Source organism: Pseudomonas sp. Irchel 3H3 (genome assembly GCF_900187635.1).
Taxonomy (GTDB): Bacteria; Pseudomonadota; Gammaproteobacteria; order Pseudomonadales; family Pseudomonadaceae; genus Aquipseudomonas.
This window is the reverse complement of record NZ_FYEC01000006.1, coordinates 221,612-247,193: the sequence shown is the minus strand read 5'-3', so window position 1 is coordinate 247,193 and position 25,582 is coordinate 221,612. Positions and strand designations below refer to the sequence as shown.

24 protein-coding genes are annotated in these 25,582 nt (G+C 61.5%); 7 read left to right on the top strand and 17 right to left on the bottom strand.

The window, feature by feature from the left end; translation table 11 throughout:
- Positions 1-15: 15 nt before the first annotated feature.
- From CKW24_RS10000 to CKW24_RS09975, 6 genes are all read right to left on the bottom strand, one after another.
- A complete protein-coding gene (locus CKW24_RS10000) occupies positions 16-1,257 on the bottom strand; it encodes an SfnB family sulfur acquisition oxidoreductase (protein WP_095167503.1) in 1,242 nt (413 codons plus the stop codon).
- Between the two features lie 175 nt (positions 1,258-1,432).
- On the bottom strand, positions 1,433-2,209 hold the full coding sequence (locus CKW24_RS09995; RefSeq protein WP_256585441.1) for a hypothetical protein: 777 nt from the start codon (positions 2,207-2,209) through the stop codon (positions 1,433-1,435).
- A gap of 469 nt (positions 2,210-2,678) precedes the next feature.
- On the bottom strand, positions 2,679-3,425 hold the full coding sequence (tcyN, locus tag CKW24_RS09990) for an L-cystine ABC transporter ATP-binding protein TcyN (protein ID WP_095167502.1): 747 nt from the start codon (positions 3,423-3,425) through the stop codon (positions 2,679-2,681).
- A 4-nt stretch (positions 3,426-3,429) separates the two neighbouring features.
- Positions 3,430-4,095 carry a cystine ABC transporter permease gene (gene tcyL, locus CKW24_RS09985; protein ID WP_095167500.1) on the bottom strand — a complete coding sequence of 222 codons (666 nt, stop codon included), beginning with the start codon at positions 4,093-4,095 and terminating at the stop codon, positions 3,430-3,432.
- Positions 4,095-4,889, bottom strand: a complete 795-nt coding sequence (gene tcyJ / locus CKW24_RS09980) for a cystine ABC transporter substrate-binding protein (RefSeq protein ID WP_095167499.1) — start codon at positions 4,887-4,889, stop codon at positions 4,095-4,097. The genes tcyL and tcyJ overlap by 1 nt, the downstream gene beginning before the upstream one ends.
- A 254-nt stretch (positions 4,890-5,143) precedes the next feature.
- Positions 5,144-6,139: a D-cysteine desulfhydrase gene (locus CKW24_RS09975; RefSeq protein ID WP_095167497.1), complete on the bottom strand. Its 996-nt coding sequence runs from the start codon at positions 6,137-6,139 to the stop codon at positions 5,144-5,146.
- 192 nt (positions 6,140-6,331) lie between these two features.
- Here CKW24_RS09975 and epsC point away from each other — a divergent pair, with 192 nt between their 5' ends.
- Positions 6,332-7,258: a serine O-acetyltransferase EpsC gene (gene epsC, locus CKW24_RS09970; RefSeq protein WP_095167496.1), complete on the top strand. Its 927-nt coding sequence runs from the start codon at positions 6,332-6,334 to the stop codon at positions 7,256-7,258.
- Positions 7,259-7,724: 466 nt separating this feature from the next.
- Positions 7,725-9,686, top strand: coding sequence for a choline transporter BetT (betT, locus tag CKW24_RS09965; protein ID WP_162530218.1), 1,962 nt, complete (start codon positions 7,725-7,727; stop codon positions 9,684-9,686).
- Positions 9,687-9,701: 15 nt separating this feature from the next.
- Here the strand turns inward: betT and CKW24_RS09960 are convergent, their stop codons facing one another.
- Positions 9,702-9,959, bottom strand: a complete 258-nt coding sequence (locus tag CKW24_RS09960) for a hypothetical protein (protein WP_095167492.1) — start codon at positions 9,957-9,959, stop codon at positions 9,702-9,704.
- A gap of 299 nt (positions 9,960-10,258) precedes the next feature.
- Here CKW24_RS09960 and CKW24_RS09955 point away from each other — a divergent pair, with 299 nt between their 5' ends.
- Positions 10,259-10,660 carry a type II toxin-antitoxin system HicB family antitoxin gene (locus tag CKW24_RS09955; RefSeq protein WP_095167490.1) on the top strand — a complete coding sequence of 134 codons (402 nt, stop codon included), beginning with the start codon at positions 10,259-10,261 and terminating at the stop codon, positions 10,658-10,660.
- Positions 10,661-10,726: 66 nt separating this feature from the next.
- Here CKW24_RS09955 and tauD read toward each other — a convergent pair whose 3' ends face one another.
- From tauD to CKW24_RS09920, 7 genes are all read right to left on the bottom strand, one after another.
- Positions 10,727-11,563: a taurine dioxygenase gene (gene tauD / locus CKW24_RS09950; RefSeq protein WP_095167488.1), complete on the bottom strand. Its 837-nt coding sequence runs from the start codon at positions 11,561-11,563 to the stop codon at positions 10,727-10,729.
- Positions 11,564-11,607: 44 nt separating this feature from the next.
- Positions 11,608-12,447, bottom strand: a complete 840-nt coding sequence (gene tauC / locus CKW24_RS09945; protein WP_095167486.1) for a taurine ABC transporter permease TauC — start codon at positions 12,445-12,447, stop codon at positions 11,608-11,610.
- A complete protein-coding gene (gene tauB / locus CKW24_RS09940) occupies positions 12,444-13,238 on the bottom strand; it encodes a taurine ABC transporter ATP-binding subunit (protein WP_095167484.1) in 795 nt (264 codons plus the stop codon). The genes tauC and tauB overlap by 4 nt, the downstream gene beginning before the upstream one ends.
- Before the next feature lie 15 nt (positions 13,239-13,253).
- Positions 13,254-14,231 (bottom strand): taurine ABC transporter substrate-binding protein, encoded by a 978-nt coding sequence (tauA, locus tag CKW24_RS09935; RefSeq protein ID WP_095167527.1) that lies wholly within the window; start codon positions 14,229-14,231, stop codon positions 13,254-13,256.
- A gap of 156 nt (positions 14,232-14,387) precedes the next feature.
- Positions 14,388-15,971 carry a glutamate--cysteine ligase gene (gene gshA / locus CKW24_RS09930; RefSeq protein ID WP_095167482.1) on the bottom strand — a complete coding sequence of 528 codons (1,584 nt, stop codon included), beginning with the start codon at positions 15,969-15,971 and terminating at the stop codon, positions 14,388-14,390.
- A 272-nt stretch (positions 15,972-16,243) separates the two neighbouring features.
- The gene (locus tag CKW24_RS09925) at positions 16,244-16,627 is read right to left on the bottom strand and encodes a PaaI family thioesterase (protein WP_095167480.1); all 384 of its coding nucleotides are present in this window, start codon (positions 16,625-16,627) and stop codon (positions 16,244-16,246) included.
- A complete protein-coding gene (locus CKW24_RS09920; protein WP_095167478.1) occupies positions 16,627-18,951 on the bottom strand; it encodes a Tex family protein in 2,325 nt (774 codons plus the stop codon). The genes CKW24_RS09925 and CKW24_RS09920 overlap by 1 nt, the downstream gene beginning before the upstream one ends.
- A gap of 361 nt (positions 18,952-19,312) precedes the next feature.
- Here CKW24_RS09920 and ompR point away from each other — a divergent pair, with 361 nt between their 5' ends.
- Both ompR and CKW24_RS09910 read left to right on the top strand, forming a co-directional pair.
- Complete coding sequence (ompR, locus tag CKW24_RS09915; RefSeq protein ID WP_095167476.1) at positions 19,313-20,053, top strand: two-component system response regulator OmpR; 741 nt, start codon at positions 19,313-19,315, stop codon at positions 20,051-20,053.
- 108 nt (positions 20,054-20,161) lie between these two features.
- Complete coding sequence (locus CKW24_RS09910; protein WP_095167474.1) at positions 20,162-21,475, top strand: ATP-binding protein; 1,314 nt, start codon at positions 20,162-20,164, stop codon at positions 21,473-21,475.
- 61 nt (positions 21,476-21,536) lie between these two features.
- On the opposite strand, the gene rimK is transcribed toward CKW24_RS09910, so the two are convergent.
- A complete protein-coding gene (gene rimK, locus CKW24_RS09905; protein WP_095167472.1) occupies positions 21,537-22,442 on the bottom strand; it encodes a 30S ribosomal protein S6--L-glutamate ligase in 906 nt (301 codons plus the stop codon).
- Positions 22,439-22,861 carry an ATP-dependent zinc protease gene (locus tag CKW24_RS09900; protein ID WP_237234996.1) on the bottom strand — a complete coding sequence of 141 codons (423 nt, stop codon included), beginning with the start codon at positions 22,859-22,861 and terminating at the stop codon, positions 22,439-22,441. Before CKW24_RS09900 ends, rimK begins: the two co-directional genes overlap by 4 nt.
- A gap of 280 nt (positions 22,862-23,141) precedes the next feature.
- On the opposite strand from CKW24_RS09900, the gene CKW24_RS09895 reads away from it, so the two are divergent.
- Positions 23,142-23,546 (top strand): RNA-binding S4 domain-containing protein, encoded by a 405-nt coding sequence (locus CKW24_RS09895; RefSeq protein ID WP_095167468.1) that lies wholly within the window; start codon positions 23,142-23,144, stop codon positions 23,544-23,546.
- A 51-nt stretch (positions 23,547-23,597) separates the two neighbouring features.
- Here CKW24_RS09895 and CKW24_RS09890 read toward each other — a convergent pair whose 3' ends face one another.
- Entirely contained in the window at positions 23,598-24,407 is an 810-nt protein-coding gene (locus tag CKW24_RS09890; RefSeq protein ID WP_095167466.1) for a phosphatase PAP2 family protein, read from the bottom strand.
- Positions 24,408-24,507: 100 nt separating this feature from the next.
- Here CKW24_RS09890 and hslO point away from each other — a divergent pair, with 100 nt between their 5' ends.
- On the top strand, positions 24,508-25,410 hold the full coding sequence (gene hslO, locus CKW24_RS09885; protein WP_095167464.1) for an Hsp33 family molecular chaperone HslO: 903 nt from the start codon (positions 24,508-24,510) through the stop codon (positions 25,408-25,410).
- The last annotated feature ends 172 nt before the right edge of the window (positions 25,411-25,582 follow it).

Sequence of the window (25,582 nt, the reverse complement as noted above, 5' to 3'; positions counted from 1 at the left end):
CAGATGTCTGGTCGGTCAGATCCAGGAATGCCGGTTCGGCAAGGTGCCGTTGAGGCGGTAGTCGCCCACGGCGTGGTACTTCCAGCGCACCGGGTCGTGCAGGGTGTGCACGCGCGCATTGCGCCAGTGACGATCGAGGTTGAATTCGGCGAGGGTGGCGCGGCTGCCGGCCAGCTCGAAGAGCTTTTCGCTGGCGAGCAACGAGATCTCGGTGGTCAGCACCTTGGCCTCGGCGACGGCAATCGAGGCGCGGGCGGCGGAGGCGGCGGTGACCGGTGCCGCGCTGACCTGATCCAGCACCTTGCCGGCCTTGCGCAGCAGCGCTTCGGCGGCGTGCAGTTCGATCTTCAGTTTGCCGATGTCGGCAATCACGTACAGGTCATCACTGGCGCGGTCGACCTTGGCATCGATCCACGGCCGGGCGCGGGTGCGTACAAATTCAATGGCGTCGTCGAGGGCGCCGCGAGCAATGCCGGCGTCGATGGCGGCCTGGATCAGTTGGGAGACGGCACCCTGGATATTCGGGCGCTCGTTGAGCCGCCAGTTTTCCACCACCAGGTCGGCGTCGACCCGCACGTTGTTGAGCAATACGGTGCCGCTGGCGGTGGTGCGCTGGCCAAACCCCGACCAGTCGTCCACCACCCGCAGTCCCGGGGTGCCACGACGGATAAACGCCATCACCTGCTTGCCGTCGTCGTTGAGCGCCTTGACCGCGATCCAGTGTGCGAAGAGGGCACCGGTGGAGTAGAACTTCTGGCCATTGAGCACCCAACCATCGCCTTGGGCGGTGATACGGGCCTTGAGTTCCAGGGTGTTCTTGTTGCCCCGTTCCGGGCCGGCATTGCCGATGCGCGAACCGTTGAGCACGCTCTGGAACAACTGCTGTTTCTGCGGCTCGCTGGCCACATGTTGCAGCAGGTTGAGGATGCCGAACTGGTTCTGCGGAATTTGCCCCAGTGCCGGGTCTGCCGCGGAAATGATCGCGAAGACTTCAGCCAGGGTGACGTAGGAAACCTGTGGGCCACCAAAGGCTTTGCCAATGGCGATACTGCCCAGGCCGCTGCGGGTGAACTGCTCGATTTCCGCCCAGGGCAATTTGCGTTGCTGATCGCGGCGCGCGGCTTGCTGGCGGGCGACAGCCGCGAGTTCGTGGGCGGCTTCGAGGGCTTGTGCGTCATTGCCGAGCACCTGTGCGGGCAGCAGCGGCGGGGCGATGTCCAGATCGCTCTGGATGTTTGCTTCGGCCAGACTGGACATCACTGCCACTCCTTGGCTGCACGCAATGCCCTGGCGATCTGCACTGGGGTGATTGTGTTCCGGACCATACCTACCTCACATCTCATGGATAAGCCGCGTCGTGCGGCGAAATCAGAATCAAGAATGTCCGGTGGTCCGGTGCATATACCCTAATCGCGTATAAAAAATTAATAAACTAACTTTTAGGAATATACATAGAAGGTCCGTGCGCTGTTGCCTCAGGGTCGGCTGGCAGCCTGGCGCCGGGTGGGCAGCCGCCGATTCGCAACAGGCGCGCAGGCGCCCAGCGTGAGTTGTTGCCCACCCGATCGAGAATGCAGTAGGTCACTTCCAGGCGACTGTCCTCCCCGGCCTCGAGAATCACTGCCGACGGCACCCACAGGTTGATCGGCTTGCCGACCTCGCCGGGCTTGACCTTGGGCAGGTCCAAGCGCACATCGCCCCAGCGCAGGGTGATTGCATCGGCGGTGGCCATGTTCAGGTAAGGCTCGATGGTCAGCGGCACGCCGCGTTTCATCTGGTTCGGGTTGACCCCATGCTTGCGGATCATCTCTGGAATGCCCAAGGGCGCCAGCCCCTGGTTTTCATCGGCGCACTGGCTGTGTGGTTGCCCGCCGGGGCAGTCGAGCTTGACCTGCACTCGCTTGGTCGCTGAGCGCGCCGGGTCCTGGCCGACTTGCATGACCCGATAGTGGATACCGGACCTGCCGTTGCGGATAAAGCTCTCGGGCACCCGTAGGTGGATGGGCTGGCCGATATCCGCGGCTTCCAGGACCTTGGAGGCGACGTAGCTGGTGTCCCAGAACAGCTCGATCAGGTCGCCTTCTTCCATGCTGGCGTAGGGGGCAATCTCGATCAGCAGATGAGCCGCTGAGACACCGTTAATGGCGGATCCCGACGATTGCGCCAGGCGCGGAGCCGTCAGTTCTACTTTGTTCGGCAGACAGGTCATGAGTGTTCTCCTTGAAATACCGCAGCGAAGTCCGTTTCGAAGTTGCGTTAGTTCACATTGATTCAGGGTGTCGAGTTCAAGTGATAGCCGATTGGTTAATGCCGGTGTGCAGTTAATTGGCGTCTAGATAAGAGCGCGTCTGATAGGGTGTCAATAGATGAAAGTTGGGAAGTTGGTGATCCTTGGTCAATCAGAAATGTCCTACCTTGGAGGCGTTTCCAGCGTACAGGTGATTGGGGTTTTTCTCGGATGATCAAAGCTATAGAACTATAAAGCAGGCTATTTTCGGGACGGCGAGACGCAGAGCCTGGGCCAAGGTACGCCGCCGGAGGAAAGGGGAGGACGTATCTATTTATTCCGTGTGCGCGTAGGGATAAATACCAGGGGGGAGTTATTGTTTTTAACAGGCGCCACTTCCTTCCGTGGAAAGTGACTGTTGCAAATGGGAAGTTGCGGGTTGCGCGAAACTTCAGGCGTTAAGAAACTTGCTGAGAAACTGTCGGGTACGCTCTTCCTTGGGGTTGGCAAACAAGGCCTTGGCTTCGCCTTGTTCGACGATCACGCCCTTGTCGAAAAACACCACGCGGTTGGCCACGTCGCGTGCAAAGCCCATTTCGTGGGTGACGATGACCATAGTGCGTTTTTCTTCCGCCAGGCCACGAATGGTCGCCAGCACTTCGCCCACCAGCTCCGGATCCAGCGCGGAGGTCGGTTCGTCGAAGAGGATCACTTCCGGCTCCATGGCCAGCGCCCTGGCGATCGCCACGCGCTGTTGCTGGCCGCCGGAGAGTCGGCGCGGGTAGGCATCTTCCTTGCCCGCCAGGCCGACCTTGGCCAGGAGTTTGCGGCCCAGTGCCAGGGCCTCCTCCCTGGGAATCTTCTTGACCACCAGTGGCCCTTCGGTGACGTTTTCCAGCGCCGTGCGGTGCGGGAACAGGTTGAAGTTCTGGAACACGAAGCCCACGTGCTGGCGCAATTGGCGCACCAGGCCCTGCTGCTGGTTCAGCGGGCGGCTACCATCGATCTCGATGTCGCCGACCTTGATCCGGCCACTGCTCGGCTCTTCGAGAAAGTTCAGGCAGCGCAGGAAGGTAGTCTTGCCCGAGCCGCTGGGGCCGATGATGGCGACCACCTCGCCTTCCTTGACCTCCAGGTCGATGCCATTGAGCACAACTTGACCCTTGAACTGCTTTGTCAGTTTTTCCACGACAATCATTGGGTCAGGACTCCTGGTCGTGCCGATTGACCCGCTCTTCCAACTTGTTCTGCAGGTGCGACAGCACCGTGGCCAGAACCCAGTAGATCAGCGCGGCGGCAAGATACATGGTGAAAATTTCGAAGGTGCGGGCGGTAATCAGCTGTGCTTGGCGGAACAGCTCCGGCACCTGGATGGTCGCGGCCAGCGCGGTGTCCTTGACCAGCGAGATGAAGCTGTTGCCCAGGGGCGGCAACGCGGTGCGCGCGGCTTGCGGCAGGATGGCCCGGCGCAGGGTCTGCGCACGGGTCATGCCGATACTGGCCGCGGCTTCCCATTGGCCCCGTTCGATCGAGCTGATGGCGGCGCGCAGGATTTCGCAGGCATAGGCGGCCATGTTCAGCGAGAAGCCGATCAAGGCCGCCGGCAGCGGATCAAGCTCGACGCCCAATTGCGGCAAACCGTAATAGATCACGAACAGCTGCACCAGCAACGGCGTGCCGCGAAAGAACGACACATAAATGCGCGCGATCCAGCTCACCAGCTTGAAGCGCGACAGGCGCATCAAGGCCAGGCCGAAGCCCAGCAGCAGGCCGAAAAACATCCCGCCAAGGCTGAGGATGACGGTGTAGTACGCGCCCTTGAGCAGAAAGGGCGCGGAGTCCAGCGCGAGTTGGAAAGCCTCGCCCATTACTGAGTGACGTCAGCGTTGAAGTATTTTTCCGAAAGCTTCTTCAGCGTACCGTCGGCACGCAGCTTGTCGATCGCCTTGTTCACTGCGGCCAGCAGCTCAGGCTCGCCTTTGCGCAGGGCGATACCGGCTTCCTGACGAGAGAACGCTTCACCGGCGGCGGTGGTGTCCTTGGCTTTCTTGGCGTATTCCAGCGCGGCGAGGCGGTCGATCAGAATGGCGTCGATGCGCCCGACACGCAGATCCTGGAACTTGGTTGGGTCATCTTCGTAGGTGCGGATGTCAGCGGTCGGCACATTGGCCTTCACCCACTGCTCGTAGTTGGTGCCCAGGCCCACCCCGACTTTCTTGCCAGCCAGGTCGGCGGCGGACTTGATGCTGTCCTTGTTCTTGGTCAGTACCAGGGCCTGAATCCCGGAGACGGTGTAGGGCTCGGAGAAGTCGTACTTCTTCTTGCGCTCTTCAGAGATGGTTACCTGGTTGACGACCGCATCCAGGCGCTTGGACTCCAGGGCGGCGAGGATGCCATCCCACTTGGTCGGTTGCAGTTTGACCTTGACCCCCAGCTCCTTGGCCAGGGCTTCGGAAAATTCGACTTCGAAACCTGCCAGCTTGCCGTCGGCATCGACAAAACTGAACGGTGGGTAGGTGCCTTCCAGGCCGACGTTGATCACGCCCGCGTCCTTGATCTTTTGCAGTTGCTCACCGGCTACCGCTTGCCCCAACAGACCGGCACCAAGTACCAGGCCCAGCGAGCCCACCAGCAGATTTCGACGAAATGCGGAAAAATTCATGACAAGCCCCTGTGTTTTTTATGAAGACGTTTTTTATGAAGCAGGCAAAATCGGGAATTCCACATCCTGCCCTAGAAGCAGCGTATGCGTCTCGCGGCAATTGCGCCTGCGGCGAGACTATAGGGCGGGATTTTTAGACTTGAAAATAATAAAAAGTGAGTTTGTTATTCCTTTTATGGTTATTTGGTGGATGTCGTGGAGTGCTTTAGGGCGCTATCGCGAGCAAGCTCGCTCCTACATGACGTGGATTGGCTTCAGGCGAACGATGCAGCGTAGGCAAACAGTGCCGGGGCGCCGCCAGTGTGCAGGAACAGGATAGGACCATTGTCGAAACGCTGCCGGCCAATGCCATCGAGCAGTCCGGCCATGGCCTTGCCGGTGTAGACCGGGTCGAGCAACAGGCCTTCCTGGCTCGCCAGCAGCTTGACCGCAGCCAGGGTACCGGCGCTCGGCTCGCCGTAGCGGGGGGCGAAGTACTCGTCCCACAGTTGTACCTTGAAACTCGCCGGCAGTTGGATCCCCAGCAGTTCGGCGGTGCGTTCGGCCAGGCCCTGGACCTTGGGGCGCTGGTCTTCATCGGTGCGCGAGACGGTGACCCCGATCACCGGTAGTTCCGGTAGCACTTCACTCAATGCCAGCGCCAGGCCGCTATGGGTGCCGGCACTGCCCGAGGCCAGGACCACGGCCGCAAATTGCAGGCCGGTGTCCTTGATCTGTTCGGCCAGTTCCAGCCCCGCCCGCACATACCCCAGCGCGCCCAAGGCATTGGAGCCGCCAATTGGCACCAGGTACGGCTGCTTGCCGCTGCTGCGCAGGCGCTCCGCCAGGGCTTGCAACTGTTGGTCGGCGTTGTCGAGGTTGTCCACTAGCTCGACCTTGGCATCGAACAGGTCCAGCAGCAGGCGGTTGCCGTTGCCCAGGTAGTTACTGTCATCCGTGCCGATCGGGTTTTCCAGCAGGGCGACGCAGCCCAGACCGAGCTTTGCGGCAATTGCCGCAGTCTGGCGCACATGGTTGGACTGGATGGCCCCAGCGGTGATCAGGGTGTCGGCGCCCTGGGCCAGTGCGTCGGCGGCCAGGTATTCGAGTTTGCGCAGCTTGTTGCCACCCATGGCCAGCGGCGTCAGGTCGTCACGCTTGACGTAGACCTCGCGCCCCAGCCAGGTCGACAGCCGCTCGAGCTTTTCCAAGGGGGTGGCGTTGACGAGAAGATCCAGTCGGTGAAAGCGAGCAAGCTGTTGTTTGATCATGGGGCCGCACGGGTAGTAGGAGGTGTCTGGACTATAGGCAGGCCGTTTTACCCGGGCAACCGCCAATCGCATATTCCTAAAAGTGCTAAGGCTCGCACAATTCGTTCTTAATTGCGGTTTGTGACCATACCGTAAAGTGACTGCCATTCAGGCGGCCTGGTATGGGGCCGCTGCGTGCGAGGAGTTTTGACCGTGAGTGAGCGTTCCAGCCATTGGCAATTACAGACCATCGTCAGCCAACTGCGCGTAGCCCGTGACCAGTGGCGTGCGCAAAATGGTCGCAGCAGCGGTGAGCAGGGTGGTCGCGAGCTGCCATCGCGCGCAGCGATGGCGGAGATTCTCGAAGCCCTCTGTGGCGCCTTGTTCCCGATGCGCCTGGGGCCGGTGGACTTGCGTGAGGAGAGCGAGGACTTCTACGTCGGGCACACTCTGGACGTGGCCTTGAATGCCCTGCTGGGCCAAGCGCGACTGGAGTTGCGCTATGTCGCCAGGCAAACCGCCCAGGTCGATACCGAGGTCGAGGCGCGGGCCATCAGCCTGATCCAGGATTTCGCCCTGGCCTTGCCCGAGTTGCGCGGCCTGTTGGACTCCGACGTGCTCGCCGCCTATCACGGCGATCCGGCAGCCCGCAGCGTCGATGAGGTATTGCTCTGCTACCCGGGGATCCTGGCGGTGATTCACCATCGCCTGGCGCACCACCTGTACCGAGCCGGCCTGCCGTTGCTGGCGCGGATCAGCTCGGAAATTGCCCACTCGGCCACCGGCATCGACATCCACCCGGGCGCGCAGATCGGCCGCAGCTTCTTCATCGACCATGGCACGGGCGTGGTGATCGGCGAGACCGCGATCATCGGCGAGCGCGTGCGCATCTATCAGGCTGTGACCCTGGGCGCCAAGCGCTTCCCGGCGGACGAGGACGGTCAGTTGCAGAAGGGGCATGCGCGTCACCCGATCGTCGAGGACGATGTGGTGATCTACGCCGGTGCGACCATCCTCGGACGGATCACCATCGGCAAGGGCTCGAGCATCGGCGGCAACGTCTGGCTGACCCGCAGCGTACCGCCAGGGAGCAACCTGACCCAGGCCAATCTGCAGCATGATGATGGGACGCAGAAGTAAGCCTGCGGAGTCTTTTGATCCTGGGTTTGGGGGGTGGATCCGTTGCTGCGGTGATGGCGGCTTAGGGTTCCGCCCCTACCCCTGACCCACCGCCATCGCGAGCATATTCAACATCGAAGGCGCCTGACCCACCGCCATCGCGGGCAAGCCCGCTCCCACAGGGCTTGTGAGACCTGGTAAATCGTGGCTGGCCATTTGCTAAATATCCGTTGAACGATTCCGTTCAACCTCACGTCATACCCTTCCTTGAGCTAGCGTACGAGAGTACCGCCGAGCCTTGGAATTAGTCCTTAGTGCCCTATCCATGTTTAACTTGAACGTTCATTCAAGTTAAACCGGTGGTTCGCTGCCCGCTCACAACAGGAGGCTTGCCTTTGCTGAGTCCGAAATTTACAGCCACGCTTTACCCACAGAAGGTGCACTGTCCATGAGTGCATCCGCTACCCCTCCCAGCGGTCAAATCCGCATGAATCCGCCGGTGTTTTATTTCGCGGCGAGTTTCATCCTGCTGTTCGGCCTGGTGGTCATCGCCTTCCCGCAGCAGTCCGGTGCCTGGCTCCTGGCGGCACAAAACTGGGCGGCCAACACAGTCGGCTGGTACTACATGCTGGCAATGACCCTGTATCTGGTCTTCGTGGTGGTCACCGCCTTGTCTGGCTACGGCAAGATCAAGCTCGGTGCCGACCACGACGAGCCCGAATTCAGTTATCTGTCCTGGGCCGGCATGCTGTTCGCCGCCGGCATCAGTATCACGCTGTTCTTCTTCTGCGTTTCCGAACCCCTGACGCATCTGTCGCTACCGCCCCAGGGCGAAGCCGGCACGGCCGATGCGGCGCGCCAGGCGATGCAGATTCTGTTCCTGCACTGGGGCCTGCACGGCTGGGGGGTGTTCGCCTTTGTCGGTATGGCCCTGGCGTACTTCGCCTACCGGCACAACCTGCCGCTGGCCCTGCGTTCGGCGCTGTACCCGCTGATCGGCAAGCGCATCAACGGCCCGATCGGCTACGCGGTGGATGGTTTTGGCATTATCGCCACGGTATTTGGCCTGGGCGCGGACATGGGCTTTGGCGTACTGCACCTCAACTCCGGCCTCGATTACCTGTTCGGCGTCGCGCACACCCAGTGGGTCCAGGTCGGGCTGATCACCTTGATGATGGGCGCGGCGATTATCGTCGCCGTCGCGGGTGTGGATAAGGGCGTGCGGGTGATGTCCGACATCAACATGCTGCTGGCCTGCGCGCTGTTGCTGTTCGTGCTGTTTGCCGGCCCCACCCAGCACCTGCTCAATACCTTGATCCAGAACCTTGGCGACTATCTGGGCGCCTTGCCGATGAAGAGTTTTGACCTCTACGCCTACGACAAGCCCAGCGACTGGCTGGGCGGCTGGACGGTGTTCTATTGGGCCTGGTGGATTGCATGGTCGCCCTTTGTCGGGCTGTTCATTGCGCGGATTTCCCGTGGCCGGACCATCCGTGAGTTTGTCTTCGGGGTGTTGCTGATTCCCCTGGGCTTCACCCTGGCGTGGATGTCGATCTTCGGCAACAGCGCCATCGACCAGGTACTCAACCACGGCATGAGCGCGCTCGGCATGTCGGCCATCGACAACCCGTCGATGACCCTGTACCTGCTGCTGGAAACCTACCCGTGGAGCAAGACGGTGATCGCCGTGACGGTGTTCATCAGCTTCGTGTTCTTTGTCACCTCGGCCGACTCCGGCACCGTGGTGCTCTCGACGCTGTCGGCCAAGGGCGGCAATGCCGATGAAGACGGGCCGAAATGGCTGCGGGTGTTCTGGGGGGCGATGACCGCGTTGGTGACCAGTGCGCTGTTGTTCGCCGGCAGCATCGACTCGTTGAAGTCGGCGGTGGTCCTGACCTCGCTGCCGTTCTCGATGATTTTGCTGTTGATGATGTGGGGGCTACACAAGGCCTTCTATCTCGAGTCGCAGAAGAAGATCGCGCAGATGCACTCCTTGGCCCCGGTCTCGACCTCGCGCCGTGGCAAGGGCGGCTGGCGCCAGCGCTTGAGCCAGGCCGTGCACTTCCCGTCCCGCGATGAAGTGTATCGCTTCCTCGAGACCACGGTGCGTCCGGCGATCGAGGAAGTGACGGCGGTGTTCGTCGAGAAGGGAGTGAACGTGGTTGCACAGCCGGACCCGGCCAACGACAGCGTCAGCCTGGAAATCGGTCACGGCGACCAGCACCCGTTCATCTACCAGGTGCAGATGCGCGGCTACTTCACGCCGTCGTTCGCCCGTGGCGGCATGGGCCCCAAGGAGCTGCGCAACCGCCGTTACTACCGCGCCGAAGTGCACTTGAGCGAGGGCAGTCAGGACTACGACCTGATGGGCTACACCAAGGAGCAGATCATCAACGACATCCTCGACCAGTACGAGCGCCACATGCAGTTCCTGCACCTGGTGCGTTGATCGGGGCCGGGCTGCTCAGGTGTTGCTCATGGTCATGAACAACACCAGGGCAGCCACCGGCACGGCAAACACCATGAACCCCACCATCAACTCATGGACCACTGACTGCCCGCCAACCATCACGCCGATGGCGCCGTTGATTGTCGACAGCGCCAGCCACAGCACGACAAAACTGTAGGTCAGGGTCTGTGGGCTGAAGCCTAGCTGCTGGCCGATGAACAACATCAGCGCCAGCAGGGCCAGGCCGAAGACGATAATGATGGTGCTGTGCATGGTCGTACACTCCTGTGCGTCCTATCGAGCATAGGCGTGCTTCGTCCAAATGCGGTTTAGACCTGCGTGTCGCCAGCCTGATCCAGTGCTCGCACAACCGACACATGGCGCCACGGGTTCGGGTATTTATCGATGGGTTGGCTGAGGTGTTTGCACAGGCGCGTTAGCCGGTGGTCTGGAAAACAATCGCTGGTTTGCGGCCGGCTGTTTTATATCTTAGTGTGTATCGTGTGTATTAATCCGTATGCCTATCTATCGATAAAAGTCCCGATGAGGGCGGATTGAAAGGGGCTATCTCCATGAAATTCCCAGTCGTGCTACACAAGGATCCCGACTCCGATTACGGCGTGATTATCCCGGATGTCGGCGGTTGTTTCTCCGCGGGTGAGACGGTTGCGCAGGCGTTGGATAACGTCAAAGAGGCACTGGCGCTGCATTACGAAGGGCTGGTCGCCGATGGCGATCCGTTACCTCAGGTGCATGAAATTGACCAACACTTCCAGAACCCGGATTACGCGGGTGGGATTTGGGCGGTGGTGGAATTTGACGTGACACCGTATTTCGGCAAATCAGTGCGGTTTAACGCAACGTTGCCGGAGCAGTTGCTTGAGCGCATCGACCAGACCGTGAGGCGCGATCAGCGCTACAGCTCGCGTTCCGGTTTTTTGGCCGCGGCGGCGTTACGTGAGTTATCGGTTTAAACGCTGGGCCGGCCTGAGCAAACAGCCGATCGTTGCCGGCCCATGTCGGCCCCGGCAACAATTCAGTTAAAACGGCACATCCCCCAGCACCGTGGCCCGGTGCATCACGCGCCGGGCGGGGCGGTAGTCGTCCACTGCAAAGTGCTGGGTCACGCGGTTGTCCCAGAAGGCCACGTCGTCGGTCTGCCAGCGCCAGCGGATGGTGAATTCCGGGCGGGTGGCGTGGGCGAACAGGAGCTTGAGGATGGCTTCGCTTTCGCTGTCCGAGAGCTCATTGATTCGGGTCGTGAAGCCTTCATTGACGAACAGCGACTTGCGCCCGCTGACCGGGTGCGTGCGGATCACCGGGTGCGACAGTGGTGGGTTTTTCTTGCGCGTGGCTTCCCATTGTTCGAGCGCTTGCGCGGTGTTGCCAAAGCGCTCCAGCGGGAACGATTTGACGAAATCGTGGGTGGCGCTCAGGCCCTGCAACAGGACCTTGAGAGGCTCGGACAGGGCTTCATAGGCCGCGATGCCGCTGGCCCACAGGGTATCGCCACCAAATTCTGGCAACAGCTTGGCACTGAGCACTGCACCCAGGGCCGGAGTCGGCAGGAAGGTCACGTCGGTGTGCCAGACGGCGTTGTCGCGCACATCGGTTTGGGCCGTGTCGAGGATCAGCACTTCAGGCTGTTCCGGTACGTTGGGGTAGATCGGGTGAATGTGCAGGTCACCGAAGTTGGCGGCAAAACGCGCCTGTTGCTGCGCGGTGACCGGTTGATTGCGAAAGAACAGCACCTGATGCTTGAGCAGGGCTTGCTCGATGGCGTCGCGCTGCTCGACGTTCAGGGGCTGGGCAATATCGACGCCACTGATCTGCGCGCCGAGGGCATGGCTCAAGGGGGTGATGGTCAGGCTGCTCATGGGGCTCTCTTCAATCCGGGTGCCGAAGTGTCGGCATAGTCAATTCAATGGGTCTGGCCGTGCCACGGCACCAGTTTGCGTTGCAGGGCACGCAGGCCCATCTCCATGGCAAAGGCAATCAGCGCGATCACCAGGATGCCCAGGACCACGATGTCGGTGACCAGGAACTGCGCGGCCGACTGCACCATGAAACCCAGGCCGCTGGTGGCGGCAATCAGTTCGGCGGCGACCAGGGTCGACCAGCCCACGCCCAGGCCGATGCGCACACCGGTGAGAATGTCCGGCAAGGCGCTGGGCAAAATCACGTGGCGAATCAGTTGTGCCCGGGTTGCACCCAGCGACTGCGCGGCGCGCAATTTGGCCGGGTCGACGGTACGTACGCCGGTGGCGGTGGCGATGGCAATCGGCGCAAAGATCGCCAGGTAGATCAGCAGGACCTTGGACAGCTCGCCGATGCCGCACCAGATCACGATCAGGGGCAGATAGGCCAATGGTGGAATCGGCCGGTAGAACTCAATCAGCGGGTCGAGCACGCCCCGGGCGATGCGGTTGTGACCGATGGCAATGCCCACCGGTACGGCACTCAGCACGGCAAACCCCAGACCCAGACCAATACGTCCAAGGCTGGCGCCCAGGTGTTGCCACAAGGTCGAGTCCATGTAGCCGCTGGTCGCCAGCAGCCAACCCTTTTGCAGCACCGCCGAGGGTGGCGGCAGGAACAGTGGTTCGATCAAACCGGTGGCGGTCACGGCCCACCACAGCGTGATCAGGCTGACCAGGGTCAGGACGCTGATCCAGCGGGTGCCGAGGCTGCGCCGCAGTGGCAGGGGACTGGTCGGGCTGGATGTCTTGGCCGATGCAGCCGGGATCTCATAAGTGCTCATGCGCGCTCCTGCCGCTGGGCGGCGCTGCGTTGCGAGAACACACGGGCGAGCACGTGTTCGCGGGTTTCAATGAAGCGCGGGTCGGATTTGATCGCCCGTGCCGATTCGCCGGCGGCATATCGCTGCCCGAAATCCAATGTCAGGCGTTCGACGATTTGCCCGGGGTTGGGCGCCAGCAGAATCAGGTCGGTGGCGAGGAACACCGCCTCTTCGATGTCATGGGTAATCAGGAATACCGGTTTGGCGGTGCGGCGCCAGACTTGCAGCAACAGCTCCTGCATCTGTTCGCGGGTGAAGGCGTCGAGGGCGCCGAAGGGTTCGTCCATCAGCAACACCCGTGGGTCGGCGGCAAGGGCGCGAGCCAGGCCGACGCGCTGTTTCTGACCGCCCGAGAGCTGCCAGATGCGCCGGCTGTCAAAGCCTGCGAGGTCGACCAGGGCGAGCATTTCCCGCGCCCGGATTTCACGCTGGGCGCGGGGTACACCGGCCAGTTCGAGGCCGAAACCAACGTTGGCCAGCACATCCTGCCAAGGCAGCAATGCATCGTCCTGGAACACCACGCCGCGTTCGGCACCTGGGCCTTTGACAGGGACGCCGTCGAGGGTGATGCGCCCGGCGTTGGGCTCGACAAACCCGGCGATCAGGTTCAACAGCGAGGTCTTGCCACTGCCGGACGGGCCGAGGGCGACCAGCAGTTGCTGGGGCCCCAGGGTCAAGGAAATATCCGCCAGTACCGGTTCCGGGCTGCCTGGGTACTGTGCGCTGATGCGCTCCAGCTGTAGCAAGGCCATCGCGATGTGCTCCGATCAGTTGGTGATGTATTTGGCGCTGACGTAGGGCGCGTAGTCCGGCAGCACGGCCTCGACCTTGCCTTGTTCCTTGAGGAACGTGGCGGTGTCGGTAATGGCCTTGGTGGTCGGTGCACCCAGGGTGAGCACCTGATCAGCCGCCAGCGGGTAGACGTTGCCTTGCAGCAGCAGCGGAATGTCGCTGGCCTTGGCACCAGACAGCTTCACCAGCTTGTCGACGTTGCCCTGGTTGGCGAGCCAGGCTTGCGGGTCTTTGCGATAGTCGGCGTAGGCATCGAGGGTGACTTTGGCGAAGGCGGTGACGATTTCCGGGTGCTTCTCGGCGAAGTCCTTGCGCACGATCCAGGCATCGAAAGTCGGAGCGCCGAACTTGGCCAGTTCACCGGAGGTGATCAGCACCTTGCCGTTTTCCTTGGCAACGCCCAGGGCCGGGTCCCAGACGTAGGTGGCGTCGATGTCACCGCGTTTCCACGCCGCGATGATCGCCGGCGGGGCGAGGTTGAGCACGGTGACTTTCGAGGGGTCGATGTTCCAGTGCTTGAGCGCGGCCAGCAGGCTGTAGTGACCGGTGGAGACAAAGGGCACGGCGATCTTCTTGCCGACCAGGTCTTGTGGGGTCTTGATCCCGGAACCGTCGCGGGCGACCAGGGCTTCGGCGGCGCCGATCTGGGTGGCGATAAGGAGCGTCTGGACTGGCACTTTGCGGGTAATTGCCGCGGTCAGCGGGCTGGAACCCAGGTAGCCGATCTGCACGTCGCCGGAGGCGATGGCGGCGATGATGTCGGCACCGTTGTCGAATTTGCGCCAGTCGATCTTGGCGTTGGTAGCTTTTTCGTAGGCGCCGTCGGCCTGAGCCACTTTGGCCGGGTCAACGGTGGTCTGGTAGGCGACAGTGACGTCGGCCGCCTGGGCGAAAAAGCTCGCGGCAGCCAGGGACGCGGCCGCCAGGAGGCGTAGGGGGAAGTGCAGTTTCATCATCGAGTCCTCATCAGGCGGCCGGGATTTCGGCGAGTGATGAGACTAAATGATCTAAGAATTCGAAAATAAATAACTTTTTCGAATTAGCTTATGTGGCAAAAGATCGCAGCCGGGAGGTGCTGCCGAAGGCTGCGATCTTTTGCCAGGATGCCGCTAGTTACTGATCGCCAGAATACTCGCCTGATACGAGCCGACAAACACATCAAAGTCACCGACCTCGTTCTGTTCCAGCTCGGTTTGTTGCTCCAGGGACGCGCGGGCCGCAGCTTCGAACCGGGCCTGTTCTGCGGCCGGCAGCGGTTGGCTACGGAAGAACTCGGCGTGGGCCTGGCTCTGGCGCAGGGAGAACTGGGCGAAGCTTTCCTTGTGCTCGTTCATCGCCGCCAGCACCTGGGCGGACGGGGTCAGGGACGGGTCCTTGATCTTCGCCAGCTGTGCATCGAGGGCTTTGCTGTGGGTGTCAGCGCCATGGCTCTGGTCCAGCAATGCAGCCACCGGGGCGATTTTTTCCAGCAGTTCGAAGGCCCATTCCTTCATGTCCACCGGCTGTCCATCGCGCTGCAGTTGCAGGCCCGGACGGCGCCCGTCCTTGACCACGCTGAGGAAGTTCGAGGTGGCGTTGCTACAGGTGTTGCTGGTCAGCAGCGGGCTGTCGTTCAGCGCGCAGTACAGCAGGAAGGCGTCCAGGAAACGTGCTTCGGGCAGGTCGATGCCGGTCGGCAGGAACGGGTTGATGTCCAAGAGGCGCACTTCAACGTACTGGATGCCCCGGGCCACCAGGGCCTGGATCGGCCGCTCGCCGGTGTAGGTCACACGTTTGGGGCGGATGTTGGAGTAGTACTCGTTCTCGATCTGCAGGATGTTGGTGTTGAGCTGGACCCATTCCCCATCCTTGTGGGTGCCGACTTCCACGTAGGGCGCATAGGGTGTGGCCACCGCTTTGCGCAGGCTGTCGGTGTAGCTGTCCAGATCGTTGTAGCACGGCGTCAGGCCGGCCTGGGCGTTGCTCTGGTAACCCAGGTCGCTCATGCGCAGGCTGGTGGCGTAAGGCAGGTACAGGGTGTCGGCGTCCAGTTGTTCCAACTGGTGCGAACGACCGCGCAGGAAACCGGCGTCGAGTGCCGGCGAGGCCCCGAACAGGTACATCAGCAACCAGCTGTAGCGCCGGAAGTTGCGGATCAGGGCGATGTAGGCCGAGGACTGATAGTCGCGATCGGTACCGACAAACCCTTCGGATTCCTTGAGCAGCGGCCAGAGCTTCTCCGGCAGCGAAAAGTTGTAGTGAATCCCGGCAATGCACTGCATGGTCTTGCCGTAGCGCAGGGCCAGGCCCTTGCGGTAGACGTATTTGAGCTGACCGATGTTGGAGGTGCCGTAGTAGGCGATCGGGATGTCTTCCTCGGCCGGCAACGGGCACGGCATCGATGGACTCCACAGGTACTCGTTGCCGAGTTTGCTGTAGGCAAAGCGATGAATGCTGTCCAGGCTCGCCAGGGTATCTGCCGGGTCCGGCAGGGCGGGCGTGATGAACTCCAGCAGCGACTCGGAATAGTCGGTGGTGATTTGTTCGTTGGTCAGCGCGGAACCCAATTCTTCCGGGTGCGGCGTTTGCGCCAGGCGACCTTCGCTGGTCACGCGCAGGCATTCACGTTCGATGCCGTGAAGGCACTGTTCGAGCAGAGAGAGGTTAGCGCGCTCACCGAGCAGAGCCAGGCGGCGGTTGAGAAGTTCGCTCAAGTTGGATTCCTTCACGCGTCAGTCGCCCCAATATGGGGGTGGGCAAGACGGTCTACAAGGGTGAAGTGGAAACTGGCGTTTTCGCCTGGTTTTTTCGCCGCACAGGCCTCATGCCGGTCGGTCGGCAACTGCACAATCCCTGTGGGAGCGAGCTTGCTCGCGATGAGGGCGTCTCAGTCAACATTAACGTCGTCTGACACACCGCCATCGCGAGCAAGCTCGCTCCCACAGGTTGCATTGCGCTGAAATTAACCCAAATCGATGAGCGGCATCTACAGGACAGCGAATGTGCCTTGTGCTTTTGCGACCAGTTTGTCGCCTTGCATCACGTCGGCCTCGACCACCAGCGTGCGCCGGCCCGGGTGCAGCACCCGGGCCGTGCACAGCACCTCGCCGTCCGAGACGGCGCGGATGTAGTTGATCTTGCACTCGATGGTCGCGCTCTGCTGGTCAAAGCCATGCACGCTGGAACAGGCCAGCCCCATGGCAATGTCCACCAGGCTGAACAGGGCCCCACCGTGCAGCTTGCCACCGCGATTGCGCAGCTCTGGCGCAAGGCCCAGGGCGACTTGCGCGACCCCGGTTTCCAGGCTGTGCAAACGGCAACCCAAGAGCTTGAAGAAGGCGCTTTCGGACAACCCGGCAGGGACCTCCATCAGCGTTTCTTCAATTGCTTGGCGTTGGCAAACAGCGACGCCATGGCGTTGTTGCTTGGCGCGGCCGCCGGGGTTTCCTTGCGCGGTGCGTTGTTCGAAGACTGGCGTGGAGCCGAGCCTGGACGTGCACCACGGGCACCGTCGATCTTCTCGCCGGGGGTGTCGCTCATGCGCATCGACAGGCCCACGCGTTTACGCGGAATGTCGACTTCCATGACTTTGACCTTGACCACGTCACCGGCTTTCACCGCTTCCCGTGGGTCCTTGATGAACTTCTCGGAAAGCGCGGAGATATGCACCAAACCGTCTTGATGCACGCCGATATCCACAAATGCGCCGAAGTTGGTCACGTTGGTCACCACGCCTTCGAGGATCATCCCCAGCTGCAGGTCCTTGAGGTCTTCGACGCCTTCCTGGAACTCGGCGGTCTTGAACTCGGGACGCGGGTCGCGGCCAGGTTTTTCCAGCTCTTGCAGGATGTCGGTGACGGTTGGCAGGCCGAAGGTTTCGTCGGTGTATTTCTTCGGGTCCAGGCGCTTGAGAAAGCTTGCGTCGCCAATCAGCGAGCGGATATCACGGTCGGTCTCAGCGGCAATGCGCTGTACCAGCGGATAGGCTTCCGGGTGCACCGCCGAGGAGTCCAGCGGGTTGTCGCCGTTCATTACACGCAGGAAACCGGCAGCCTGCTCGAAGGTTTTTTCTCCCAGGCGGGCGACTTTCTTCAGCGCGGCGCGGGTCTTGAACGCGCCGTGTTCGTCGCGGTGGCTGACGATGTTCTGCGCCAGGGTCGCGTTGAGGCCGGAGATGCGTGCCAGCAGCGCCACGGAGGCGGTGTTGACGTCGACCCCGACGGCGTTCACGCAGTCTTCGACCACCGCGTCCAGGCCGCGCGCAAGTTTCAACTGCGACACGTCGTGCTGGTACTGGCCGACGCCGATCGACTTCGGATCGATCTTCACCAGTTCCGCCAGCGGGTCCTGCAGGCGCCGGGCAATCGACACCGCGCCACGGATCGATACGTCCAGATCCGGGAATTCCTTGGAGGCCAGCTCCGAGGCCGAGTACACCGAAGCACCGGCTTCGGAGACCATGACCTTGGTCATTTTCATCGCTGGGTATTTTTTGATCAGGTCGGCGGCCAGCTTGTCGGTTTCCCGGCTGGCGGTGCCGTTGCCGATGGCGATCAGGTCAACCGAGTGCTTGGCGCACAAGGCCGCCAGCACCGCGATGGTCTGGTCCCACTTGTTATGCGGCACGTGCGGGTAGACCGTGGCGTGGTCGAGCATCTTGCCGGTGGAGTCGACCACCGCGACCTTGCAGCCGGTGCGCAGGCCCGGGTCCAGGCCCAGGGTGGCGCGCGGGCCGGCCGGGGCGGCTAGCAGCAGGTCGTGCAGGTTGTGGGCAAAGACGTTGATAGCTTCGGTCTCGGCGCCGTCACGCAGCTCGCCCAGCAGGTCGGTTTCCAGGTGGGTGTAGAGCTTGACCTTCCAGGTCCAGCGCACCACTTCGCCCAGCCATTTGTCGGCCGGGCGGTTCTGGTTGGCGATGCCGAATTGCTGGCCGATCATGCCTTCGCACGGGTGCATGGTGCCCGGCAGCTCGTCGCCGACTTTCAGCGCGGAGCTGAGGATGCCTTCGTTGCGGCCACGGAAAATTGCCAGCGCGCGGTGCGACGGCATGCTTTTGAGCGGTTCATCGTGTTCGAAGTAATCGCGGAACTTGGCGCCTTCCTCTTCCTTGCCGGCGATCACGCGGGCACTGAGAGTGGCTTCCTGCTTGAGGTAGCTGCGCAACTTGTCGAGCAGGTTGGCGTCTTCGGCGAAGCGCTCCATGAGGATGTACTTGGCGCCTTCGAGGGCCGCCTTGACGTCGGCCACGCCTTTCTCGGCATCGACGAAGCGCGCGGCTTCGGCGTCTGGCGCGAGGGTCGGGTCGTTGAACAGGCCGTCGGCCAGCTCGCCGAGGCCGGCTTCCAGGGCGATCTGGCCCTTGGTACGGCGCTTCTGCTTGTACGGCAGGTACAGGTCTTCGAGGCGGGTCTTGGTGTCGGCGAGCTTGATGTCACGCTCGAGTGCCGGGGTCAGCTTGCCTTGCTCCTGGATGCTGGCCAGGATGCTGATGCGCCGTTCGTCGAGTTCTCGCAGGTAGCGCAGGCGCTCTTCCAGGTGTCGCAACTGGATGTCATCGAGGCTGCCGGTCACTTCTTTCCGGTAGCGGGCGATGAAGGGCACTGTGGAGCCTTCATCGAGTAGCGCGACGGCCGCTTCGACCTGTTGTGGGCGGACACCGAGTTCCTCGGCGATGCGGCTGTTGATGCTGTCCATAAAACCACCTGACAAATTGTGAAAGCAGGCTCGCGGGCGCAGTGACTAGGCCCGGCGAGTCTGGTTGAGCGGCCTGGCCTGCGCCGCTACCTGGATCAAAAGGCATCCCATTGACCCGTGAAATCGAAAAATTACTGCCCGGCGCGGAAAAATAAAAAGCCGCCACAGACGGTAACGATCTGACGTTGCCTGACACAAAAGGCCGCGCATTATAACCAGCGTTCCGCGCTTCGGGGGCTAAAGCAACCTGTAGGCACAATGCCTGTATCGCTGGCGGTAGAGGAAAAATCTGCTAACAATGCACACGGTGCGTATAACGGCAGCTACGCCATAATGCGCGCCGAGATCAAAGGAGCATCCAATGAGCAGCACTGCACAAACTGCTGAAGGCGAAAAAATTCTAATCGTTGACGACGATCCGGGGCTCAGCAGCCTGCTGGAACGTTTTTTCGTCAGCAAGGGCTACCGTGCCCGCGCCGTACCGAACACCGAACAGATGGATCGTCTGCTGGCCCGTGAAGTGTTCAACCTGGTCGTCCTCGACCTGATGCTGCCCGGTGAAGACGGCCTGACCGCCTGCCGCCGCCTGCGTGGCGCGAACAACCAGATCCCGATCATCATGCTCACCGCCAAGGGCGACGAGTTGAGCCGCATCAAGGGACTGGAGCTGGGAGCCGATGATTACCTGGCCAAGCCGTTCAATCCGGACGAGTTGATGGCGCGCGTCAAGGCGGTCCTGCGCCGTCAGTCGACACCGGTGCCGGGCGCGCCGGGCAGCGAAGACGAAAGCGTGAGCTTCGGTGACTACGAGCTGTCATTGGCTACCCGCGAACTCAAGCGCGGCGATGAAGTACACATGCTCACCACGGGTGAGTTCGCGGTCCTCAAGGCGCTGGTGATGAACGCGCGCCAGCCGCTGACCCGCGACAAGCTGATGAATCTGGCCCGTGGCCGCGAATGGGATGCCCTGGAGCGTTCCATCGATGTACAGATCTCCCGCTTGCGCCGGATGATCGAACCCGACCCTTCCAAGCCACGTTACATCCAGACTGTCTGGGGTGTGGGCTACGTGTTCGTTCCGGACGGCACTGCGACCAAGTGATCAGTCATTTGTAGGAGCGAATCGACCGGATAGTGCGTTATCCGGTTGATTCGTGATCCGCAACTCTGCGAGTCTCTCTCGCTCCTGCAAAGTGTGTAGCTGTGTCCTATGAAAACCCCTGTGTGGTTCCCTCAGAGTTTCTTCTCCCGCACCCTCTGGCTGGTGCTGATCGTCGTGCTTTTTTCCAAGGCGCTGACCCTGGTTTATCTGCTGATGAACGAGGACGTGCTGGTGGATCGTCAGTACAGCCACGGTGTCGCCCTGACGCTGCGCGCGTACTGGGCCGCCGACGAAACCAACCGAGCTGAAATTGCCGACTCCGTCGGATTGATCCGTGTGGTCGGCGCTGGCGTGCCCGACGGTGAGCAGCATTGGCCCTACAGTGAAATCTACCAACGGCAGATGCAGGCCGAACTGGGTGGCGACACCGAAGTGCGCCTGCGTATGCACGCACCGCCAGCGCTCTGGGTGCGGGCGCCGAGCCTGGGCGATGGCTGGCTGAAAGTGCCGCTGTACCCGCATCCGCTGCGGGGCCAGAAAATCTGGAGCGTGCTGGGCTGGTTCCTCGCCATCGGACTGTTATCCACCGCCTCGGCGTGGATCTTCGTCAGCCAACTCAACCAGCCCCTCAAGCGCCTGGTGGATGCCGCGCGGCAACTGGGGCAGGGCCGCAGCGTGCGGCTGCCGATCAGCGACACGCCCAGCGAGATGGCCGAAGTGTATCGGGCCTTCAACCAGATGGCCGAGGATGTCGAGCAGGCAGGGCGTGAGCGTGAGTTGATGCTGGCGGGGGTGTCCCATGACCTGCGTACGCCCCTGACCCGCTTGCGCCTGTCGCTGGAGCTGATGGGCGGCCACAACGACCTGACGGACGACATGGTGCGCGACATCGAGGACATGGACGCGATTCTCGACCAGTTCCTGGCATTCATTCGTGATGGTCGCGACGAGTCGGTGGAGGAGGTCGACCTGAGCGACCTGGTGCGTGAAGTGGCGGCGCCCTACAACCAGAACGAAGAACGCGTGCGCCTGCGCCTGGAGCCGATCCAACCGTTTCCACTACGTCGGGTATCGATGAAGCGCCTGCTGAACAACCTGATCGGCAACGCCTTGCATCACGCTGGTAGCGATGTCGAGGTGGCGGCTTACGTCTCGGGGGATGTCAGCGCGCCGTACGTGGTGCTGAGTGTCATGGATCGCGGGGCCGGCATCGATCCGGCGGAGCTGGAGGCGATCTTCAACCCGTTCACCCGCGGCGACCGTGCCCGGGGCGGCAAGGGCACCGGGTTGGGGTTGGCCATCGTCAAGCGCATCGCGTCGATGCATGGCGGCAATGTCGAACTGCGCAACCGTTCCGGCGGTGGCCTGGAGGCGCGGGTGCGGTTGCCGTTGGGGTTGATGTTGCCTCGGGATGCGGTTTGACAGCTGAAAAGATTGCAGCCTGAAAAGATCGCAGCTCCTGCAGGGGCTGCGATCTTTTGGTTTAGCCCTTGCCTTTGGTCCGGGTCATGTTCGGTCCACCGTTCTTCTCCAGATGCTGGATGATCATCCCCGCCACGTCCTTGCTGGTGGTGGTTTCGATCCCTTCCAGGCCCGGTGAGGAGTTCACTTCCATCACCAGCGGTCCGTGGTTGGAGCGCAGGATGTCGACGCCGGCCACCGCCAGGCCCATGACCTTGGCCGCGCGCAGTGCCGTCATGCGTTCTTCCGGGGTGATCTTGATCAGGCTGGCGCTGCCGCCACGATGCAGGTTGGAGCGGAACTCGCCCGGCTTGGCCTGACGCTTCATCGCCGCAATCACCTTGTCGCCGACCACGAAGCAGCGGATGTCCGCGCCACCGGCTTCCTTGATGTATTCCTGGACCATGATGTTCTGCTTGAGGCCCATGAACGCCTCGATCACCGACTCGGCGGCGGTCGCTGTTTCGCATAGCACCACGCCGATGCCCTGCGTCCCTTCCAGCACTTTGATCACCAGGGGCGCGCCATTGACCATGTCGATCAAGTCAGGGATGTCGTCCGGCGAGTGGGCAAAACCGGTGACCGGCAGGCCGATGCCACGGCGTGACAGCAACTGCAACGAGCGCAGTTTGTCCCGCGAGCGGGCAATCGCCACCGACTCGTTGAGCGGGAACACGCCCATCATTTCGAACTGGCGCAACACCGCGCAACCATAAAAGGTCACCGACGCGCCGATCCGCGGGATCACGGCGTCGAACCCTTCCAGGGGTTTGCCGCGGTAGTGGATCTGCGGCTTATGGCTGGCAATGTTCATATAGGCGCGCAGGGTATCGATCACCACCATCTCATGGCCGCGTTCGGTCCCGGCTTCAACCAAACGACGAGTGGAATACAGACGCGGGTTCCGCGACAGCACAGCGATCTTCATGCAACACCTGTGGAGGAGAGAGTGGACACCGGGAACACCGGCTTGTCTTGAACGTACTTGATGCCGGGATTGACCACCAACTGGCCGTCGATCAGGGCCTTGGAACCGAGGAGCAAGCGATAACGCATGGACTTGCGGCAGGCGAGGGTGAACTCGACTCGCCAGACCCGATCACCGAGTGCCAGGGTGGTGCTGATCACGTAGCGCACCTGCGCGTGACCATTGGAGCTCTTGATGGTTTTTCGTGTCACCAGCGGCGCTTCACAGCGACGGTGGCGCAACTGCACCACCGTGCCCAGGTGTGCGGTAAACCGCACCCACTTCTCGCCATCGCGCTCGAACGGCTCGATCTCGGTGGCGTGCAGGCTGGAGGTGCTGGCACCGGTGTCGATTTTCGCACGCAGGCCCGCAACTCCCAGATCAGGGAGCGCCACCCACTCGCGCAGACCGACAACGGTCAAATGGTCAAATGTCTTCAAATGTGCTCAACCGGTGAGATACCCGCTCGCACCGCAACGCGGTCGAATGGGCGGTATTCACGCAGAATAGTGGTTAAAAGGCGACAGATATCTACAGCCCGGATTGCCGCTCCTCGGATGCGGCCTGAGGAGGTGGAGCATTGTATGCTGCGGCGGTGAAATTCATGGCATGACAGAAACGGTAGTACAGTTCAGAAATATTTCAGAATGAGGAAAACCCATGGCACAAAAAAGCGAAGAGGACGACAAAGTCCGTCTCGATAAGTGGTTGTGGGCGGCGCGCTTTTACAAAACCCGCGCGCTGGCCAAGGCCGCCATCGAGAGTGGCAAGGTGCATTGTCGAGGTGAGCGCTGCAAGCCAGGCAAGGAGCCGCGCGTCGGTGACGAGTTGCAGATCCGCGTCGGATTTGAAGAACGCACGGTGGTGGTCCAGGCGCTATCGATCGTTCGGCGCGGTGCCCCAGAAGCCCAGGCGCTGTACGCGGAGACCGACGCCAGTATCGTCAAGCGCGAGAATGCCGCGGCACTGCGCAAGGCCGGCGCCCTGAGTGTCACTACCGACGGCAAGCCGAGCAAGAAACAGCGCCGTGACCTGTTCAAGTTTCACGGCAGCAGCCACGAATAGCGGACCAGGGATCGCCACCTGCAGGTGGCGATCCTTGCGGCGATGATTCAATCAGTTGGCAGGTACATTTCGCACTACGCTCATCCGCGAAACCACCGGCAACTGGCCCAGCAACTTGAAAAGTGGCGCGGTCAGCCGCATAAAGAACTCCGACGCCCTGGCAGCGAACGGCGTGTAGTAACCCCAGCCCAATGCCCAGACCGCCAGCAGCATACCGCCGATGTAATCGTCCTGGCCCCAGTGGGCGCCAGCTACCAGGCGCGGCAGCATGAACAGCAGGGCCAGGCTCCAGACCGTCAGCCATTGCCCCAGGGTACGGCTGAACAGGCTCATGAACAGTGCCCAGATAATCAGCACCGAGGCATGGTCCCCGGGAAAGCTCTGGCTGGAACGGTCCTTGAGTTCCCAGGTCTTTTCCAGGCCCGGGAAGTAGTCGCTCATCTGCACCGCGCCGGCAATCACCATCGACGGGCTCTGGTGTTGCCAGCCCAGGTGCGCGGCGACTTTGGAGAACAGGGTACGGATCACCAGCATCAGCAACAGAATGGCGAAGAAGCCAAAAAAAGCGCGGCGCACATCGCCGGCCTTGAACACCCAGTTGCCGCGAATCAGCAGCGCCAGCAGGATCACCCCGACCACCGCGTCAAAGGGTCTCAGGCTGGCCACCGCCCAGATGTGCAGCCAGGTTGGATTGGTCGCCAGGGGGTCATTGAGTAAATGAAAAAGCCACTCGTCGAAAATCACACACAGCATCTGTCCCGCGGGCCATAACCAGAAACCCAGCAGGGCCAACGGGACTAAATTACACAGCGTCAATCGGCCGAGGTCCCACCTTGCTTGGAACAGACTCGGATTGTTCATAAAATGCCTCCCATGGCGATAAATCACGCACCAAAATAGTGCGAGAAGCTGATTTTCGGCCCTTGCACACATTTTGTCATCACTTCAGATACCCAGACCTATGACTGATCTACCGGATACCGACTACACCCAGCGCTTCATTTTTGATGACAGCGATACCCGTGGCGAACTGGTTGCGCTGGAGCGCAGCTATGCCGAAGTCCTCGCCAAGCACCCCTACCCGGAGCCGGTGGCGCAGATGCTTGGCGAGCTGATGGCGGCTGCGTCGCTGTTGGTCGGCACCTTGAAGTTCGATGGTTTGCTGATCCTTCAGGCGCGTTCCGAAGGCCCGGTGCCACTCTTGATGATCGAGTGCTCGAGCGAGCGGGAAATCCGTGGCCTGGCGCGTTACGAAGCCGACCAGATCGCCCCTGATGCGACCCTGGCGGACATGATGCCCAATGGCGTCCTGGCTCTGACTGTCGACCCGACCCAGGGCCAGCGGTATCAGGGCATCGTCGATCTTGATGGTGCGACCCTGTCGGAATGCTTCACTAATTACTTCGTCATGTCCCAACAGGTCGGTACCCGCTTCTGGCTGCATGCCGATGGCCGTCGGGCTCGTGGTCTGCTGCTGCAGCAACTGCCCGCCGACCGCCTGAAAGACGATGAAGAACGTGCCGCCAGTTGGCAGCACATCACGGCGCTGGGTGGCACCTTGACCGCCGATGAACTGCTCAGCCTGGACAACGAAACCGTGCTGCACCGTCTCTACCACGAAGAGCAGGTGCGCCTGTTTGATGTGCAGAAATTGCGCTTTCGTTGCAGCTGTTCTCGCGAGCGTTCCGGCAATGCGCTGGTCAGCCTCGGCCTGGAAGATGCCCAGGCGTTGGTCGTCGAACATGGCGGCAATATCGAGATCGATTGCCAGTTCTGCAACCAACGCTACCTGTTCGACTCGGCCGATATCGGCCAATTGTTCGCCGGTGCGGGTGTGGATACGCCGTCAGATACTCGTCACTAAAACGTTTCAGCGCAGGTAAATTCACTGCTTTGTTCCGGATTAACGCCGTACTGACGGGAGGACCCTACTCTTTTCAGGCTTTTCTGGCATAATCCGGCCCACTTTTTTCGCGGTAGTAGTGCGGGACTTTCTACTACAAAACGTTCGGAGCACTCGGCCACTGGCCGACGGG

Excerpts from the sequence above, each read along its gene's own strand:
- tauC (WP_095167486.1), bottom strand. The coding sequence starts at position 12,447 with ATGAGCACTTATGAGATCCCGGCTGCATCGGCCAAGACATCCAGCCCG.
- rimK (WP_095167472.1), bottom strand. The coding sequence starts at position 22,442 with ATGAAGATCGCTGTGCTGTCGCGGAACCCGCGTCTGTATTCCACTCGT.
- CKW24_RS09890 (WP_095167466.1), bottom strand. The coding sequence starts at position 24,407 with ATGAACAATCCGAGTCTGTTCCAAGCAAGGTGGGACCTCGGCCGATTG.
- tcyN (WP_095167502.1), bottom strand. The coding sequence starts at position 3,425 with ATGATTGTCGTGGAAAAACTGACAAAGCAGTTCAAGGGTCAAGTTGTG.
- CKW24_RS09895 (WP_095167468.1), top strand. The coding sequence starts at position 23,142 with ATGGCACAAAAAAGCGAAGAGGACGACAAAGTCCGTCTCGATAAGTGG.
- betT (WP_162530218.1), top strand. The coding sequence starts at position 7,725 with ATGAATCCGCCGGTGTTTTATTTCGCGGCGAGTTTCATCCTGCTGTTC.
- CKW24_RS09925 (WP_095167480.1), bottom strand. The coding sequence starts at position 16,627 with ATGGAGGTCCCTGCCGGGTTGTCCGAAAGCGCCTTCTTCAAGCTCTTG.
- CKW24_RS09955 (WP_095167490.1), top strand. The coding sequence starts at position 10,259 with ATGAAATTCCCAGTCGTGCTACACAAGGATCCCGACTCCGATTACGGC.
- CKW24_RS10000 (WP_095167503.1), bottom strand. The coding sequence starts at position 1,257 with ATGTCCAGTCTGGCCGAAGCAAACATCCAGAGCGATCTGGACATCGCC.
- tauD (WP_095167488.1), bottom strand. The coding sequence starts at position 11,563 with ATGAGCAGCCTGACCATCACCCCCTTGAGCCATGCCCTCGGCGCGCAG.
- CKW24_RS09920 (WP_095167478.1), bottom strand. The coding sequence starts at position 18,951 with ATGGACAGCATCAACAGCCGCATCGCCGAGGAACTCGGTGTCCGCCCA.
- tauB (WP_095167484.1), bottom strand. The coding sequence starts at position 13,238 with ATGGCCTTGCTACAGCTGGAGCGCATCAGCGCACAGTACCCAGGCAGC.
- tcyL (WP_095167500.1), bottom strand. The coding sequence starts at position 4,095 with ATGGGCGAGGCTTTCCAACTCGCGCTGGACTCCGCGCCCTTTCTGCTC.
- CKW24_RS09975 (WP_095167497.1), bottom strand. The coding sequence starts at position 6,139 with ATGATCAAACAACAGCTTGCTCGCTTTCACCGACTGGATCTTCTCGTC.
- CKW24_RS09960 (WP_095167492.1), bottom strand. The coding sequence starts at position 9,959 with ATGCACAGCACCATCATTATCGTCTTCGGCCTGGCCCTGCTGGCGCTG.
- hslO (WP_095167464.1), top strand. The coding sequence starts at position 24,508 with ATGACTGATCTACCGGATACCGACTACACCCAGCGCTTCATTTTTGAT.
- CKW24_RS09995 (WP_256585441.1), bottom strand. The coding sequence starts at position 2,209 with ATGACCTGTCTGCCGAACAAAGTAGAACTGACGGCTCCGCGCCTGGCG.
- tcyJ (WP_095167499.1), bottom strand. The coding sequence starts at position 4,889 with ATGAATTTTTCCGCATTTCGTCGAAATCTGCTGGTGGGCTCGCTGGGC.
- ompR (WP_095167476.1), top strand. The coding sequence starts at position 19,313 with ATGAGCAGCACTGCACAAACTGCTGAAGGCGAAAAAATTCTAATCGTT.
- tauA (WP_095167527.1), bottom strand. The coding sequence starts at position 14,231 with ATGAAACTGCACTTCCCCCTACGCCTCCTGGCGGCCGCGTCCCTGGCT.
- CKW24_RS09910 (WP_095167474.1), top strand. The coding sequence starts at position 20,162 with ATGAAAACCCCTGTGTGGTTCCCTCAGAGTTTCTTCTCCCGCACCCTC.